The following is a 15252-nucleotide window of genomic DNA, read 5'->3' on the forward strand; positions in this document are numbered from 1 at the left end:
TTCTATAATTTTTTTCAAAAGATCATTTTTAAGAAGAAGAAAAAATCCATTTTGAAAGAGATAATTCAAAATGGATTTTTCTATGTAAAATTGTTAACTACATTTAACCTTTGAACAACTTATATTCTAACAACCTCAATACTCTTCAATAACTTTTTTGTCCCTCATGACAGCTAACAACATAAATACACTAAACAAGACTATAAAACTTGCAATAATTGATAAGCCGTATGAACTATTTAATTTAAGGAGAGTATTATTCAAAATGTTAAAAATACAAAAAGAAAGCAAAAATCCATAATATATTGGTCTTCTTTTAGGTTCTTTTGTAGATTCAATATATGTGAAAGAAAGCCATACAAAGAGTGGAAAATAGAATACGGCAATCGTCATAAAAATCCAGCCACTTAGTTCCAATAGATTTACTCCTCTCTAACCTTTTCGTGAATAAAAATGTTCTTTTTCATTTCATTCTACCTTAAAATATTCCAAATAAAAACAACTTGCGGGATTTTAAATCCACAAGCTGTTTTTATTTGGAAGGCAACACACCTATTATTTGATCCTCATTCGTTGAGGACCTTTGCCTTCTGAGTCTATCTTGAAGCTATCCCATTATTCTTTCTATCTTCTGAAACTCAACTAGGTGATCCTGTTCTACCACTCTCATGCTTATCTTGGTTAGAAGGGGGCATCACTTCTGGATTTGGTGCATTTGGCATTCTACTATCTTGATACGAATCTGTTTCTTTTGGACCCGATTCTGTGTTATAGCCTAAATTTAAAAGATTTAAATACGTACCAATTAAAATACCGATTGTCACTAGACCAATAGAAGCCACAATTTTCATCGTATCTCTCTCACCCCTTTCTTATGAGTTTCACCACTGTATTTCTAGATTTTATCTAATTAGAACTATACTAGTTTGCATGGTTTTATTTCTTTTTTCACAGCGTTACCGACATATTTTTTAGCTTTAATACTCGTTTTCCCTATAATTGTCTAAGTACTAAATTTCTTTTTTCTAGATACAACGCTTTATCTGATTGCTTGGCCACTTCTTGGGAATGAGTAACGACAATGATACATTTATTTTCTTTATGAGCAAGTTCTTTAAATAGGTCGATAATTTCCATAGAAGTTTCTTGATCTAGATTTCCAGTTGGTTCATCAGCAATTAATAAATCTACGTTACAAGATAGTGCGCGAGCAATCGCTACACGCTGTTGCTGACCACCGCTAAGCTGTAATACTTTTCTTTTTGCTTCTACTTCTGTTAATCCTACCTTACTTAATAACTCAAGTGCTCTTTCTTTTTTGTCTTTTACATCGACCCCTGTAATCTCCATCGCGGTGACTACATTTTGAAGAGCAGTCATATACGTTATAAGATTATAAGATTGAAAGATAATCGAAACATGTTTGTTTCGATAAGTATCTAGACCTATCTTCCGTATATCTCTTCCGTTGTATAATACATAACCACCTCTTGGAACATCTAATCCACTTGCTAAACTAAGGGTAGTTGTTTTCCCCGATCCTGATGGTCCTAAAATGGTATATAAGCAGCCCGTTTGAAACGAGAAGTTTACGTTATCTAATATATTGATTTTTTTATTATTGCTGTGATAGTGATAATTCAGATTTTTGAATTGTAATATAGTATCCATGTCTATCCCTCTATTCGTCTTTTAATAAAATTTCTTTTGGATTCAATCGAAGAATCGATAATGCCGGAAGAAGTGTTGCTAAAATTGCGATTAATAGACCGAACCCACCTAAATTCAAAATATCTTGTGATGTTACACTTACATCAATATTATCAATAGGATCTACATCTTTACCTAGATCACCATCCATCGCACTCGTAATCATAACCGCTTTTCCTTGTTCCCCTGGATTATTTTCTTGCTCTTCAGAAGCCGTAATTTCTTTCTGTAATAAACTGTCTCCCATTTTTTGAGAAACTGCCCCACCTGTAAATATAGAAAGGCTAAATGCTAAAACAGCTATACATAATACTTCTACTAAGAGTTGACCTATTAATTTCCCTTTCTTCTCACCAATCGCCAGTAAGATACCTAACTCCTTCCGACGTTCTTTTATAGTCAACATTATGATAAGACCAAGAATAATTGTTCCAGTGATTGAAACCATATATACAATCCATTTTGAAGTGGTTGCCATGTTTTCAATAGGGCCGATCATTTTTTTATATAAGGCATCATGAGCATCTAGTTTAAATAGGTCAAAATCAATGTTTGTTTTCTTCCCCAGTGCTTTAAAAGCATCGATATGATCTGGATCATTTAAGTAATAAATGGCTTTATCAATGGGTGTGCCCTTCATATTCTTATTTCCAGAAAATTCTTTTAACGATTCGCACGAAACATATATTTTGTTAGATGGCTTCAAGAACGCTATTGGCATGTTTTGGCCAGTTGTATCGGATGCTTCATAAATCCCTATTATTTCTACCTTTATTTTCGATTTTCCATCGTCTGTTTTGATCTTCACCTTATCACCAACCTTTAGCTTGTTTTGTTCAGCTAACTGTTTTTCAATCAAGGCTACTTTCTTACCTTTATCTTCTGCTGTTATGGTACGCCCCTCAATGATTTTCTCCGTTCCTTCTGTAAATCCTTTCAATAAATCAGAGCTTCTCACGCCGACCAATGATATATTTGGCATTTCTCTATCATTTTGGCCTCCACCAACGAAACCAACCGAGCCTTCATTTTCATTTTCATCAACCTCAATGGGAGTAAAGCCATCCGCTAAACCATAAGCTTCTTTTATATAGTTGAAATTTTTTACATAGGGTGATTTAGCTAACTTATCTGCTTCCTCTGTAGAAATTTCCGGAAGATTTATTTTCTCATTTGGATTTTCTTCATACTGTTTTTCTATATGTTTTTGAACCTTTTTTTGGTCTAATCCTAGCGTTACGTCAACGCCCAACTTTTTTCTAGCAAGATCACTCGCTGTCTCTGTGACATTTTGCATGGCGAATCCTGCTAAGGTTAAATTAGCAACGACTAAAAATACAGTAAATAGGATAAGGGATTTCCCCTTTCTTGCTCTTACACTTAAAAATGCTCGTTTAATAAAATTCATTTCCATAACCTCCTTGATATCTAAAATATATAGCACTTGTCTGGAGCTAGTATGAAGTTATCTAGGAGTCTATCAATAGATATGAGGAAGTTTATGTGGAGAAGATAATATTATAATTTATGGTTTTACCAAACGAGATAAAATATGTTTAACTATAAAAGAGCTGTCCCAAAGTCGATAAAAACCTACTTTGGGACAGCTCTTTTGTATTTTTTATAATTCCTTTTTCAAATAGTAATGCTGATAGTCTCTGCCAACATTATCAATGCTACCAAATACCTCATAGCCATGCTTTTCATAAAAGCCTAATGCCTGAAAACTTAGTGTATCTACTTTGATAAAATCACATTTTGTTTCTATTGCAATCTTTTCTATTTCTAATAGAAGTTTTGTACCATATCCATATTCACGTAAATCTTCATCAACGATTAATGAATGTATTTCTAACCAATTCCAACACACTTGACCTATAATGCCACCTCGAACGTTGCCGTGTTCATCTTTAAGAAAAATACTAATCTCTTGATACCTGCCTCTTAAATCTACTGGGAAGTGAGCCAAATTATATTTATATAGCTGGTCATTTATGTAATCGTGACTACTTTTATTTTTTTCTTTAATAATTTGAATCTCCATATACAATTCCTCCTTTTTCGCTTTCATATACTTGTTCTTGATAGACCGGCAAATACCTGCTTAAAATACTTATGAAAATGCCATTTTATTAAGGTTTTATCTGTATAGAATTTATTTCAATTTCTTAATAACAAAATCAACTACAAAAGAATTAGCCATCGAGCGCCGATAAACCACGGAAACTAAATGGCTATTTCATCCTATTTATCACAATTATTATTTCCTAATTATTTTCCCTTCATTTTTTTATAAATATCTAAATTTGCGCTAAGGACGTTAACTTTATCCTCTCCAAAAACATTAAATGTGCGACTATCAGTATTTGCTTTTACAATGTCATTCACTTCGTCTTCAGAGAGACTGCTTGCTTGTGCTATACGTTTTATTTGGATTTTTGCAGACTCTACACTGATATGTGGGTCAAGTCCCGATCCAGATGCCGTAACTAAATCAGCTGGAATTTGTTCACGTTGTACCCCTGGGTTCGCTTTTAGAAATGTTTCAATATCTGCTTCCATTCGTTTTTTTAGCTCAGGATTAGACGGTGCATAGTTAAAGGTACCTGAACTGACGCCATTATAATTTGTCTCCCCCTTAGCATTGGGTACAAGATCTTCTTTCGTATAAACATTGTAATTGATGGCTGAAACACGCCCCCAGAAAAATTCAGGTGAAGTAAAAGCCTGCCCCAATTTATCCGAGCCTATCATTTTGCCATCCATCTCAATTAAACTCCCGTTTGCCTCATGATTGAATAACACTTGTGCCATCCCAGTGACAGCGAATGGATAAAGTAAGCCACACAATACAAACATTAATAATGTAACCTTCAGCGCTTGTTTAGAATTGCTAAAAAATGCTTTCATGTTATCCCTCCTATAAACCCATTAAATTCAATATTGGTCCGCTCATTAAATCGATTAGTTTAATACCTATAAAGGGTGCGATAATACCTCCTAGCCCATATACTAGCAAGTTTCTTCTTAATAATTTCGAGGCACTCATTGGCTCATACTTCACTCCCCTCATTGCTATTGGGATTAAGAGAGGTATAATAACCGCGTTAAAGATTAGTGCTGAAATGATTGCACTTGTTGGTGAATTTAACTGCATAATATTTAGAGCACTCATTTCCGGAACTGCAACCATTAACATAGCGGGTATGATAGCGAAATATTTTGCTACGTCATTTGCAATACTGAACGTCGTTAATGCACCTCTAGTCATGAGTAATTGCTTCCCTATTTCTACAACTTCAATAATTTTCGTAGGATTAGAATCTAGATCAACCATATTTGCTGCTTCTTTCGCAGCATTCGTTCCCGAGTTCATAGCTAACCCCACATTCGCTTGTGCCAAAGCGGGTGCATCGTTCGTGCCATCACCTGTCATAGCGACAATTTTCCCTTGAGATTGTTCATCTTTAATCACCTTGATTTTATCTTCAGGTTTGCTTTCAGCAATAAAGCTATCCACTCCAGATTCTTTTGCTATTGTAGCTGCAGTGAGTGGATTGTCACCTGTACACATGATGGTTTTAATCCCCATTGAACGAAGTTTTTCAAAACGCTCTTTTAAACCAGGCTTTACGATATCTTTGAGATATATAACGCCAAGAATCTTTTCATTCTTCATTACTACTAATGGTGTACCACCTAAAGATGATACTTGATGAACTAGACTTTCTAGATCCTTCGGTACTTCATAACCAGCATTTACACTCTTATTTTTTATCGAATCATACGCACCTTTACGTATTTTCGTTCCATCCTTCATATCTAGACCACTCATGCGAGTATATGCTGAAAATGCAATATGTTCGCTCGTATCAATGACCTTTCTTTCATCAGTACTATCCACATCTAATTGACTTGCAAGAGCTAAAATAGATTTCCCTTCAGGCGTATCATCTGTCAATGAACTTAACCATGCCGCACGTATTAATTCTTTTTTCCCAACACCTTGGATAGGTAAAAATTCGGAAGCAAAACGATTTCCATAAGTGATAGTACCTGTTTTATCTAAAATCAATGTATCCACGTCACCGCATGATTCCACAGCTTTACCTGACATAGCAATCACATTGAACTGTGTTACACGATCCATTCCTGCGATTCCAATTGCCGATAACAATCCTCCAATTGTTGTTGGGATTAAACAGACGATCAAAGCAACAAGTGTGGCGATTGGAATATGCACTTGTAGATAAGTAGTCATAGGATAAAGCGTAACAACAACCAGTAAAAAGATAATCGTTAAACTGACTAATAACGTATTTAGGGCAATTTCATTCGGTGTTTTTTTTCGACTAGCCCCTTCAATAAGAGCAATCATTTTATCTAAAAAAGATTCCCCAGGCAGTGAGGTGATTTCAATTTCCAGCCAATCACTCGTCACTGTCGTTCCACCTGTAACAGATGAAAAGTCTCCACCTCGTTCTTTCACAACAGGTGCTGACTCGCCAGTGATTGCCGATTCATCAACTGTTGCAATTCCATCAATTACTTCCCCGTCATTTGGGATAACTTCTCCTGCCTGAACTAAGACAATATCACCTTTCTTAAGTTCATCGGCTTGTTTTTTGACCTGCGTTCCATCAGCAAGTAAAACGCAAGCCTCTGTCACTGTTTTTGTTTTCTTAAGTGACTGAACTTGCGCTTTTCCACGCCCTTCTGCAATGGATTCAGCGAAATTCGCAAATAAGATTGTAATAAACAAGATGAAAGCTACTATCGCATTATAAAGACGGGCTGATCCCTCAGTGACATCACCCATCATATTCGGGAAAATGGTTAACAAAACGACAAAAACAAAACCTACTTCCACTACGAACATAACCGGATTTTTTATCATATATAAAGGATTTAATTTTTTGAATGCGCCTAAAATTGAACTCTTCATAATATCACGATTTATAAAACTCTTTTTCGTTACGGTTTCCATTTATGTCTCTCCTCATTAAGAACGTATTTGTAAATGTTCTGTAATCGGGCCTAATGCTAAGGCTGGCAGGAAGGTCAATGCACCAATCATCAAGACAATAGCAATAAGCAAGAATGTGAACATCGGATTGTCGGTTTTCAATGTCCCCACCGAATCACTGTGCCATAACTTTTTCGCTAGAAGCGACGCAATGGCAAGTTGAATAATGATAGATAGATAGCGTCCAAAGAACATAGCAAAGCCAGTGGTCATGTTCCAAAATGGCGAGTTATCAGCTAAACCTTCAAACCCTGAACCATTATTTGCTGAGGATGAGGCATATTCATATAAAACCTGTGATAATCCATGTGCTCCCGGATTTGTAATTCCTGCAATACCAGCAGTAGTCGCTACAGCAAGAGCTGAGAATAACAATATAAGAGCCGGGTGGACTAAAATGCATAGTGCAATTAATTTCATTTCTTTCTCTTCGATTTTTTTGCCCAAAAATTGTGGAGTACGTCCGATCATTAAACACGCGATGAAAATAGTTAACATGACATACATCATCATGTTCATTAATCCAACACCTTTACCCCCAAACACGACATTCAGCATCATATTAAACATTGGTACCATACCACCAAGCGGCGTTAAAGAATCATGCATATTATTTATTGAGCCTGTCGTAAAGGCCGTCGTTACCACTGTAAACAACACAGATTGGGGGATACCAAAGCGCATTTCCTTTCCTTCCATACTACCTATATCTTGAGAGATACCTAGATTATTAATTATGGGGTTACCTACACTTTCTGCTATGTAACAAGTAACTAAGCCGATGAGGAGAAGAATACACATAGCTGCAAAAATAACCAAACCTTGTTTGCCAAATAGCGTTTTCTTACGTCGATTTGCTACCATTAAACCGAATGTCACAACACAAGCACCAGGCAATAACATCATAGATAGCATTTCCACAATGTTTGAAATGACTGTTGGATTTTCAAAGGGTGTGGTTGAATTGGCTCCGTTAAAACCACCACCATTTGTACCGATGTGTTTAATCGATTCAAGGGATGCAATAGGGCCAAGTGCAATATCCTGCATTTTCCCTTCTATTGTCTGAACTGTTTCGTTACCATTTAAAGTTTGTGGCGAACCTTGGGCTACTAAAATTAACGCCACTATAAATGAAAGAGGTATTAATAAGCGTGTTATCACACGTACAAAATCCACAAAGAAGTTTCCGATTGTATCCGATTTTGCTACCAATCTACGACAGAATGCCATGCATGCAACATAACCTGTCGCTGCCGATGTGAACATCATGAATGTGATGACAAGCATCTGAGCCAAATAGCTTAACCCTGATTCTCCGCTATAGTGTTGCAAATTTGTGTTTGTCATAAATGAAATAATCGTATTGAATGACAACGTGGATTCCATGTTATCGATATCATTTGGATTAAGAAATAAAGTCGACTGAATCCGTAATATGAAATAGCCGATGAATACCATAATTGCGTTTGATAGAATGAGCGCTATTACATATTGTTTACCGGTCATATCAACTTGCTTGATTCCACAAAATTTATAGATAATGTTATCCACGCGATTCATTACCGGATCAAGCCATGTCTTTTGCTGCATCGTCACTTGATACAAATAATGACCTGCTGCAATGACAAGCGGTAAATAAATGACTAGCACTAAGGCAATTTGCCACATATTTATTTCCCCCTATAGGTTTATTAATAGTTTTCTGGATAGAGCAATGCATAACCTAAATAACCAAACAATGAAACAATAATGATACCTATTACAACCCACATAATGAGACCCCCTTAATTGTCTACTTGCTTGTAACACCAAGCCGTTAGCGAATAGAGACTAGCAAAACTTAGGATTAATGCAATGACCATATATAAATCCATCAAGTCAATCACTCCTTCTATTGATTTCATGGATAATCATAATGCAGTTAAAATTAATGTAGTGTTAGAAAAAGAGCTAATTGTATTAAAATGGTATTAAGATTCAATCTTAATACTGTCTTAATGCTAGTTGGGGCTATAATAAGAAGGAGGTGAAGATGGATGGAATACACGCGCCCTAATCCCGATGCTATTTTAGCTAAGGTAAAAAGACAGGAATCAAAAGAAGCATCGGGGAGCCTGAAGATATTTCTTGGGTATGCTGCTGGAGTAGGAAAAACATATTCAATGCTCGATACTGCCCATCAAGCAAAAAAGCTAGGTTTGGATGTAGTTGTTGGCTATGTTGAACCACATCCCCGACCAGAAACAGCTGCTTTGCTCGACGGACTTGAGATGGTTCCTACCAAAAAGATTCACTATAAAGGAAAGTCATTTGAAGAACTGGATATAGATGCAGTGCTTGAACGTAAACCTGATCTTGTACTGGTTGATGAACTAGCGCATACAAATGTTCCAACAATGCGCCATTTAAAACGATTCGGTGATGTTCAAGAATTATTAGCAAAAGGAATTCATGTTTATACAACTGTTAATATCCAACATATTGAGAGTCTTCATGATTTGGTTGAAGAAATTACGGGTGTAAAAGTAAATGAACGTATTCCAGATTATCTGATTGATAATGCTACACAAATAAAACTCGTAGATATTGAGCCTGATGATCTAATTCAAAGATTAAAAGAAGGCAAAATTTATCACACTCAACAGGCTGAAAAAGCAATGCAACATTTTTTTCAAAAAGCTAACTTAATAGCACTCCGCGAAATAGCTTTGCGCAGGACTGCCGATACAATTGATTATCAGAAAACGCAGGAAAGCTGTTCACTGTTCCATACCTCTCAAATTGAGGAACATATTTTAGTAGGTATCAGTAGTTCACCTACAAATGCGAAAGTAATCCGAACTGCAGCGAGACTTGCTCAAGCCTTACACGGAAAATTCACTGCACTTTATGTACATAACAAAGAAATGAAGGATGAAAACGAGGTTAATTTAGAAAGGTTACAGCAGCATATTAAACTAACGGAGCAACTTGGAGGCCATATAGTGACTGTACAAGAAGATGATGTTGCTGCAGCACTAGCCAATTATGCTCAAATGAGTGGTGTTACAAAACTCGTTATCGGTAGAACAACTACAAAAAAACAGTGGTGGAAACCTAATTCAAAAATCGGAGATCGGCTCAACGAATTTGTGCCTAATTTAGCTATGTATATAGTACCTGACCAAGAAAACGAATCAATACGTTTCCCAGATGTACGATCACAACTAAAATTCAATTGGTATGACTTACTAAAAATGCTATTCGTTTTTAGCTTGGCATCCTTAATTGGTTTGTTCTTTGCACGAATAGGCGTAAGTGAAGCCAATATCATAACAATATACATTTTAGGCGTGTTAATACTTGCCATTTGGTCGACAAGCTGGGTATTTAGCATAATTAGTTCATTGATGGCCGTTCTTATTTTCAATTTTATATTCACTGAACCAAGGTTCTCATTTGAAGCATACAACAGAGATTATCCTATGACATTTTTCATCATGTTCATCTCTGGGATAATCACAAGTAGTTTGACTAGGAAAGTAAAAAAACAAGCTCTCGGTGCTGTACAAAAGTCTTACCGAATGGAGGTTTTGCTTGAAACTAACCGTAAGCTACAACAAGCAAAATCGTTACAAGAAATTGTTACAGAGGGTATGTCACAAGTTGTAAAGCTTGTCGAAAAGCCAGCGATGTTTTTTGAGATAAACAATCAACAGATTATGAAAACATCATTTTTCCCAACCGATGTGATGACTAATTCAAAAAATAAAGAGTTGGAAAATCTATTTAATAATCGAAACGAGCGTGCTGTAGTAACATGGGTTTCCAATAATAAGCAGGTAGCTGGTGTTTCTACTGATACGTTTCCTGGAGCAAGTTCTTATTATTTACCAGTTCTTTCTGGTGATGATGTCAAAGGAGTAATTGGTATTATGTTGTCGAAAGAAACACCACTACCTGCCTTTGAACGACATATTCTGCATGCGATTATGAATGATTTTTCGTTTGCCATTGATAAATGGTATTTACAGAAATCCAATGAGCAAGTTACACGGGAAGCTGAACTTGAGCAAATGCGAGCAAACTTTTTACGTGCCATCTCCCACGATTTAAGGACGCCACTTACGAGTATTTCAGGTAATGCTGATATATTATTAACCAAAAGCAGCCAAATTGACGATATGCAAAAAAAACAGCTATACCAAGATATTTACAGCAACTCAAAATGGCTTGTACAAATGGTAGAGAATTTGCTTGCCGTTTCAAAGCTAGATGATGGGCAACTTGCGATTGAGATGAGACCTGAACTTGTTGAAGATATTATACAAGAGGCGCTCATGCATGTAGTTCGTAATGAACATACACATCAAATTCATTGTCATGTCGAGCCAGACTTGTTATTTGCTGTGATGGATGCACGACTTATCATTCAAGTGATTATCAATATTATTGATAATGCACTGACATATACTCCAGCAGGAAGTGAGATTATCTTATCTGCAAAGGAGCAGGGAGACTATGTGCATATAAGTATTAGCGATAATGGACCTGGCATTGATGATGCTCTAAAAACACGACTATTTGAACCTTTTACAATAGGGAAAAATTATCGTAGTGATAGCCGAAGGGGTCTAGGGCTCGGCTTAGCACTATGCCAAACCATCCTAAGAGTACACGATAGTAAATTAACTGTTTCAGACAATAAACCAAAAGGTACCGTTTTTAGTTTTGTACTTCAAAAAGGAGTTGTCAATGTCAATGAATAACCGAATTCTTGTTATAGAAGATGATAAAGCAATTGGAAATTTGATTAAAATGACATTGAGTACGCAAGGCTATGAATACGATATTGCTATTGATGGTAAATCAGCATTGCAAAAGGTACTTTCAATGCCACCAGATGTAATTATTCTTGATCTTGGCCTACCAGATATGGATGGCATTGAAGTGATTAATAAAATTCGTGGATGGTCCCAAACTCCAATTATTATTGTCAGCGCACGTGGTGAGGAGCATGATAAAATTCACGCTCTCGATGCAGGGGCAGATGATTATGTGACGAAACCATTTAGCGTAGATGAACTACTTGCTCGAATTCGGGTAGCTCTTAGGAGAGTAAAAAAAGACAGTCTTCTAGATATGGAACTTCCCATATTTACTAATGGTAATTTGAAAATTGACTATTTAGCTAACACCGTATTTATTCGTGGAGAAGAAATTCACCTTACACCAATTGAGTACAAATTATTGGTCGTATTGGCCAAACATGTTGGAAAAGTATTGACGCACAATTTTCTATTGAAAGAAGTTTGGCAACAAGTATTACCATCTGATGTACCCAGTTTGCGGGTTTTCATGGCAACTTTACGCAAGAAAATTGAAGAGAATCCTGCAAACCCAAAGTATATTCAAACTCATGTACGTGTCGGGTACCGAATGCTTCGTTATGAGGACGAATAATGTAGAGAAAACATTTAATCTATAGGTAGAGCTCTAGCATCTAATACATTAAAAAGGCTATCTAATTAAGCAATTCCACTTAATCAGATAGCCTTTCGCTTCCTATAAAACTCAATTCCTAACTCCCCTTATTGCGCCCTTCAGGGAACAAGACATCCTCAAGTTCATCATCATCCGAAGACTCCGATAACTCAACACCTGAACGATACGCAGCACGAGTAATCAAATGTCCTGCTACAGGAGCTGTTAAAAACACAAAGACAATACCAAGTATTAAACGAACACTTATATAGCCTTCATGCGCCCAAAAGTATAAGAACGCACCAAGAAGCGATAGTAGTACAGCTAATGTTGAACTCTTCGTGGCTGCATGTGAACGAGTATACACATCTGGCAAGCGAAGCAAACCAAATGCGCTAATTAAACTCATCAGACTACCACCTAAAATCAATAACACACCTACCCACTCAATGATCGGATTTACGTTCAACTATAGTGCCCCTCTCTAGATATTTTGAAAATGCAATCGTCCCAATGAACGACAGAATTCCCAAAATCAAAATAACCTCTAGAAATGCCTTCGTCTTCAATACAATTGAAATAATCGCTATCATCGAAAGCAAATTAACACCAATCATATCAAGACCTACTACGCGATCTGGCATTGAAGGACCACGTAAAACTCTGTAAAACGCAACCATAATCGTCAATGCAAATAATGTTAGTGAAATGAGTAATATCGTCTCCTTCATTAGCGTGTCACCTCCATAATTGCTTTCTCAAAGTTACCAATTGAGCGTAGTACATCTGCCTTTGACTTTTCCAAATCCATTGCATGAATGTAGAAAAGGTCTCCTTCTGGCGATATTTCCATCACAACCGAACCAGGGGTCAGCGTTAATAAAATTGAAAGAGTAGTAATTTCCAAATCACCATTTAAGGCTGTTTTATATGTGAAAATCCCAGGCTTTATCTTCAACTTTGGACTACAAATCTGCTTTAAAACAAGCTCGCTAGATAATAACAGTTCCCATATAAAAAGAAACAGCAATTTAATGAGTGCAAACAATCTTTTTAAGTAAAATTGAGTTCCAAAAAAGCGATGCATCAAATACAATATTCCGATTCCAACAACAAATCCCGTCATAAATGTAGAGAAATACGGGGCATCTTCATCTTTCAATAACATCCATAGCACCGCGATAAATATATTCAATAAAAACTGTGCGGGCATCACGTCTCACCTCTTTCCTTCTTATTTTCCGCCGAGCACTGCATCAATATAAATTGATGGGTTAGCTAAAGTATTTGCCGCATCACTTACATAACTGGACAACCCCTCTGCTCCAAAGCCAAGTGCAATCGTGCAAATTGCAAATAATACAATTGGAGTAAGCATTCTTTTCGGCAAAGGCGTTTCATCTTCAATACTTATAATTGTTTCGCCAAAAATAGCATTTAAGAAGATACGTAATAATGAATACAACACAACAACACTTGATATAAATGCCAGTGCTAATAATACGTATGAACCTGTCTCAATCAGTCCTTGCCCAATAAGTACCTTGCCTACAAATCCGCTAAGAGGTGGAATCCCAGCAAGTGATACCATTACAACAAAGAACATCCAACCCAAAACAGGGTAATTTCTTATCAAACCACTCATCTTGTCAAAGCGCTTTTCTCCAGTTAAGTAAATCATCGTACCAGCAAGTAAGAACAGCATAGCCTTCGCTATCATATCGTGCATTAAATAATAAATGGCTCCTTCAAAAGCCGCTTCTGTCGAAACGCTAAGTCCAATTAATACAAAGCCCACAGCAATCACAACATTATACGCAACAATTTGGCGTATATCTTTATACGCTAAAGCCCCTAAACAACCAGCAATGATCGTCACCGCTGCCATACCTTTAATGAGCATATGCGTCACTTCCGGCTGATGTATGAAAATAAGTGTGAACATACGGAACAAGGCATAAATCCCAACCTTTGTTAGAAGAGCTCCAAACAAAGCTGCCACAGCAGTAGGAGGCACACTATATGAACCTGGCAACCAGAAAAATAACAGTAGACCAGCTTTTAATGCAAAGACAACTAGAAAAAGTAACGCTATTGTCGTCAAAATAGGGTCTTGCCCAGCTTCAGCAACTCGCTCTGCTAAATGCGCCATATTCAATGTTCCTAATGTGCCGTATAAATACGCAAGTGCTACTAAGAAAAACCAAGAAGCCAATACATTTATTAGTACATATTTTAATGATTCACGTAGCTGTGCCTTTTCCCCACCAAGCGTAATAAGTACATACGATGCCAACAACATCACTTCAAAACAAACAAATAAATTAAAAATATCTCCTGTTAAAAAGGAACCATTTACACCCGCTACTAGTAATAACACGAACGGATAAAAAAACATGTTTTCTCGTTTCTCACCAATAGACGAAAACGCATAAAGCAAACAAATGGCTGTCACAATACTCGTTGTTAATACAAGTAATACAGCAAAAGAATCTGCAACAAATAAAATACCGAACGGTGGCTTCCAACCACCAAAATCAAGTCGCATAATACCCGTCTCTTGAATTCTTCCAAGCATTATCACACTTACAATAGCTATTGCTACCATCGTCAACAGACTAATCACACGTTGTGTCTTCACATATGGACGTAAAAACACGAGTGCGATACCAAGCATAATTGGTAAAATTAAAGGAATTACTACAATGTTATTCATTCTCTGGCCCCCGCAATCCTTCCAAGTCATCTGTTCCATTGGATTGATATGTGCGATAAGCTAGTACCAAAACAAAAGCTGTCACAGCAAAGCTAATAACAATTGCTGTTAAAATTAATGCCTGTGGCAGTGCATCTGTATACGGAGCTTCAGCTTCTTCCAACAGCGGTACATTACCCTTTTTAACACCGGCAATTGTTAATATTAATAAATGGACTGCATGCGATAATACAGCAGTTCCTAAAATCACTCGGATCAAATTTTTCGAGAGGATTAAATACGTAGCGACTGCAATTAGCACACCGATTAATAAAATCATTAATGTTTCCATCGT

General features: G+C 36.6%; 16 protein-coding genes. 2 read left to right on the plus strand and 14 right to left on the minus strand.

What is annotated here, in order from left to right; all coding sequences use genetic code 11:
- Nucleotides 1–135 precede the first annotated feature (135 nt).
- From MKY02_RS20700 to kdpF, 9 genes are all read right to left on the minus strand, one after another.
- A complete protein-coding gene (locus tag MKY02_RS20700; protein ID WP_038180761.1) occupies nt 136–417 on the minus strand; it encodes a hypothetical protein in 282 nt (93 codons plus the stop codon).
- 221 nt (nt 418–638) lie between these two features.
- Nucleotides 639–851 carry a hypothetical protein gene (locus tag MKY02_RS20705; RefSeq protein ID WP_038180763.1) on the minus strand — a complete coding sequence of 71 codons (213 nt, stop codon included), beginning with the start codon at nt 849–851 and terminating at the stop codon, nt 639–641.
- A gap of 142 nt (nt 852–993) precedes the next feature.
- Nucleotides 994–1671, minus strand: coding sequence for an ABC transporter ATP-binding protein (locus MKY02_RS20710; protein ID WP_076034207.1), 678 nt, complete (start codon nt 1669–1671; stop codon nt 994–996).
- A gap of 10 nt (nt 1672–1681) precedes the next feature.
- Nucleotides 1682–3118 (minus strand): ABC transporter permease, encoded by a 1437-nt coding sequence (locus tag MKY02_RS20715; protein ID WP_340711653.1) that lies wholly within the window; start codon nt 3116–3118, stop codon nt 1682–1684.
- Nucleotides 3119–3331: 213 nt separating this feature from the next.
- Entirely contained in the window at nt 3332–3754 is a 423-nt protein-coding gene (locus MKY02_RS20720; protein ID WP_038180770.1) for a GNAT family N-acetyltransferase, read from the minus strand.
- 227 nt (nt 3755–3981) lie between these two features.
- Nucleotides 3982–4620 carry a K(+)-transporting ATPase subunit C gene (kdpC, locus tag MKY02_RS20725; protein WP_038180773.1) on the minus strand — a complete coding sequence of 213 codons (639 nt, stop codon included), beginning with the start codon at nt 4618–4620 and terminating at the stop codon, nt 3982–3984.
- Nucleotides 4621–4630: 10 nt separating this feature from the next.
- On the minus strand, nt 4631–6697 hold the full coding sequence (gene kdpB, locus MKY02_RS20730) for a potassium-transporting ATPase subunit KdpB (protein WP_038180775.1): 2067 nt from the start codon (nt 6695–6697) through the stop codon (nt 4631–4633).
- A gap of 15 nt (nt 6698–6712) precedes the next feature.
- Complete coding sequence (gene kdpA / locus MKY02_RS20735; RefSeq protein WP_340711654.1) at nt 6713–8407, minus strand: potassium-transporting ATPase subunit KdpA; 1695 nt, start codon at nt 8405–8407, stop codon at nt 6713–6715.
- A gap of 23 nt (nt 8408–8430) precedes the next feature.
- The gene (gene kdpF / locus MKY02_RS22115; RefSeq protein WP_076034203.1) at nt 8431–8511 is read right to left on the minus strand and encodes a K(+)-transporting ATPase subunit F; all 81 of its coding nucleotides are present in this window, start codon (nt 8509–8511) and stop codon (nt 8431–8433) included.
- 264 nt (nt 8512–8775) lie between these two features.
- Here kdpF and MKY02_RS20740 point away from each other — a divergent pair, with 264 nt between their 5' ends.
- Both MKY02_RS20740 and MKY02_RS20745 read left to right on the plus strand, forming a co-directional pair.
- Nucleotides 8776–11487 (plus strand): sensor histidine kinase KdpD, encoded by a 2712-nt coding sequence (locus tag MKY02_RS20740; protein ID WP_340709394.1) that lies wholly within the window; start codon nt 8776–8778, stop codon nt 11485–11487.
- On the plus strand, nt 11480–12181 hold the full coding sequence (locus MKY02_RS20745) for a response regulator transcription factor (RefSeq protein ID WP_038180952.1): 702 nt from the start codon (nt 11480–11482) through the stop codon (nt 12179–12181). The genes MKY02_RS20740 and MKY02_RS20745 overlap by 8 nt, the downstream gene beginning before the upstream one ends.
- A 118-nt stretch (nt 12182–12299) precedes the next feature.
- Here the strand turns inward: MKY02_RS20745 and MKY02_RS20750 are convergent, their stop codons facing one another.
- Genes MKY02_RS20750 through MKY02_RS20770 form a run of 5 tightly spaced genes read right to left on the minus strand, consistent with a single transcriptional unit; the run spans nt 12300 to nt 15249 of the window.
- The gene (locus tag MKY02_RS20750) at nt 12300–12671 is read right to left on the minus strand and encodes a Na+/H+ antiporter subunit G (RefSeq protein WP_038180784.1); all 372 of its coding nucleotides are present in this window, start codon (nt 12669–12671) and stop codon (nt 12300–12302) included.
- A complete protein-coding gene (locus MKY02_RS20755) occupies nt 12649–12933 on the minus strand; it encodes a Na(+)/H(+) antiporter subunit F1 (RefSeq protein WP_038180787.1) in 285 nt (94 codons plus the stop codon). Before MKY02_RS20755 ends, MKY02_RS20750 begins: the two co-directional genes overlap by 23 nt.
- Complete coding sequence (locus MKY02_RS20760) at nt 12933–13415, minus strand: Na+/H+ antiporter subunit E (RefSeq protein ID WP_038180789.1); 483 nt, start codon at nt 13413–13415, stop codon at nt 12933–12935. The genes MKY02_RS20755 and MKY02_RS20760 overlap by 1 nt, the downstream gene beginning before the upstream one ends.
- Before the next feature lie 21 nt (nt 13416–13436).
- Entirely contained in the window at nt 13437–14918 is a 1482-nt protein-coding gene (locus MKY02_RS20765; protein WP_038180792.1) for a Na+/H+ antiporter subunit D, read from the minus strand.
- A complete protein-coding gene (locus MKY02_RS20770) occupies nt 14911–15249 on the minus strand; it encodes a Na(+)/H(+) antiporter subunit C (protein WP_038180795.1) in 339 nt (112 codons plus the stop codon). Before MKY02_RS20770 ends, MKY02_RS20765 begins: the two co-directional genes overlap by 8 nt.
- Nucleotides 15250–15252: the final 3 nt, after the last annotated feature.

The organism is Viridibacillus sp. FSL R5-0888, from assembly GCF_038009105.1.
Taxonomy (GTDB): domain Bacteria; phylum Bacillota; class Bacilli; order Bacillales_A; family Planococcaceae; genus Viridibacillus; species Viridibacillus arenosi.

Excerpts from the sequence above, each read along its gene's own strand:
- MKY02_RS20705 (WP_038180763.1), bottom strand. The coding sequence starts at position 851 with ATGAAAATTGTGGCTTCTATTGGTCTAGTGACAATCGGTATTTTAATT.
- MKY02_RS20710 (WP_076034207.1), bottom strand. The coding sequence starts at position 1,671 with ATGGATACTATATTACAATTCAAAAATCTGAATTATCACTATCACAGC.
- MKY02_RS20715 (WP_340711653.1), bottom strand. The coding sequence starts at position 3,118 with ATGAATTTTATTAAACGAGCATTTTTAAGTGTAAGAGCAAGAAAGGGG.
- MKY02_RS20720 (WP_038180770.1), bottom strand. The coding sequence starts at position 3,754 with ATGGAGATTCAAATTATTAAAGAAAAAAATAAAAGTAGTCACGATTAC.
- kdpC (WP_038180773.1), bottom strand. The coding sequence starts at position 4,620 with ATGAAAGCATTTTTTAGCAATTCTAAACAAGCGCTGAAGGTTACATTA.
- kdpB (WP_038180775.1), bottom strand. The coding sequence starts at position 6,697 with ATGGAAACCGTAACGAAAAAGAGTTTTATAAATCGTGATATTATGAAG.
- kdpA (WP_340711654.1), bottom strand. The coding sequence starts at position 8,407 with ATGTGGCAAATTGCCTTAGTGCTAGTCATTTATTTACCGCTTGTCATT.
- kdpF (WP_076034203.1), bottom strand. The coding sequence starts at position 8,511 with ATGTGGGTTGTAATAGGTATCATTATTGTTTCATTGTTTGGTTATTTA.
- MKY02_RS20740 (WP_340709394.1), top strand. The coding sequence starts at position 8,776 with ATGGAATACACGCGCCCTAATCCCGATGCTATTTTAGCTAAGGTAAAA.
- MKY02_RS20745 (WP_038180952.1), top strand. The coding sequence starts at position 11,480 with ATGAATAACCGAATTCTTGTTATAGAAGATGATAAAGCAATTGGAAAT.
- MKY02_RS20755 (WP_038180787.1), bottom strand. The coding sequence starts at position 12,933 with ATGAAGGAGACGATATTACTCATTTCACTAACATTATTTGCATTGACG.
- MKY02_RS20760 (WP_038180789.1), bottom strand. The coding sequence starts at position 13,415 with ATGCCCGCACAGTTTTTATTGAATATATTTATCGCGGTGCTATGGATG.
- MKY02_RS20765 (WP_038180792.1), bottom strand. The coding sequence starts at position 14,918 with ATGAATAACATTGTAGTAATTCCTTTAATTTTACCAATTATGCTTGGT.
- MKY02_RS20770 (WP_038180795.1), bottom strand. The coding sequence starts at position 15,249 with ATGGAAACATTAATGATTTTATTAATCGGTGTGCTAATTGCAGTCGCT.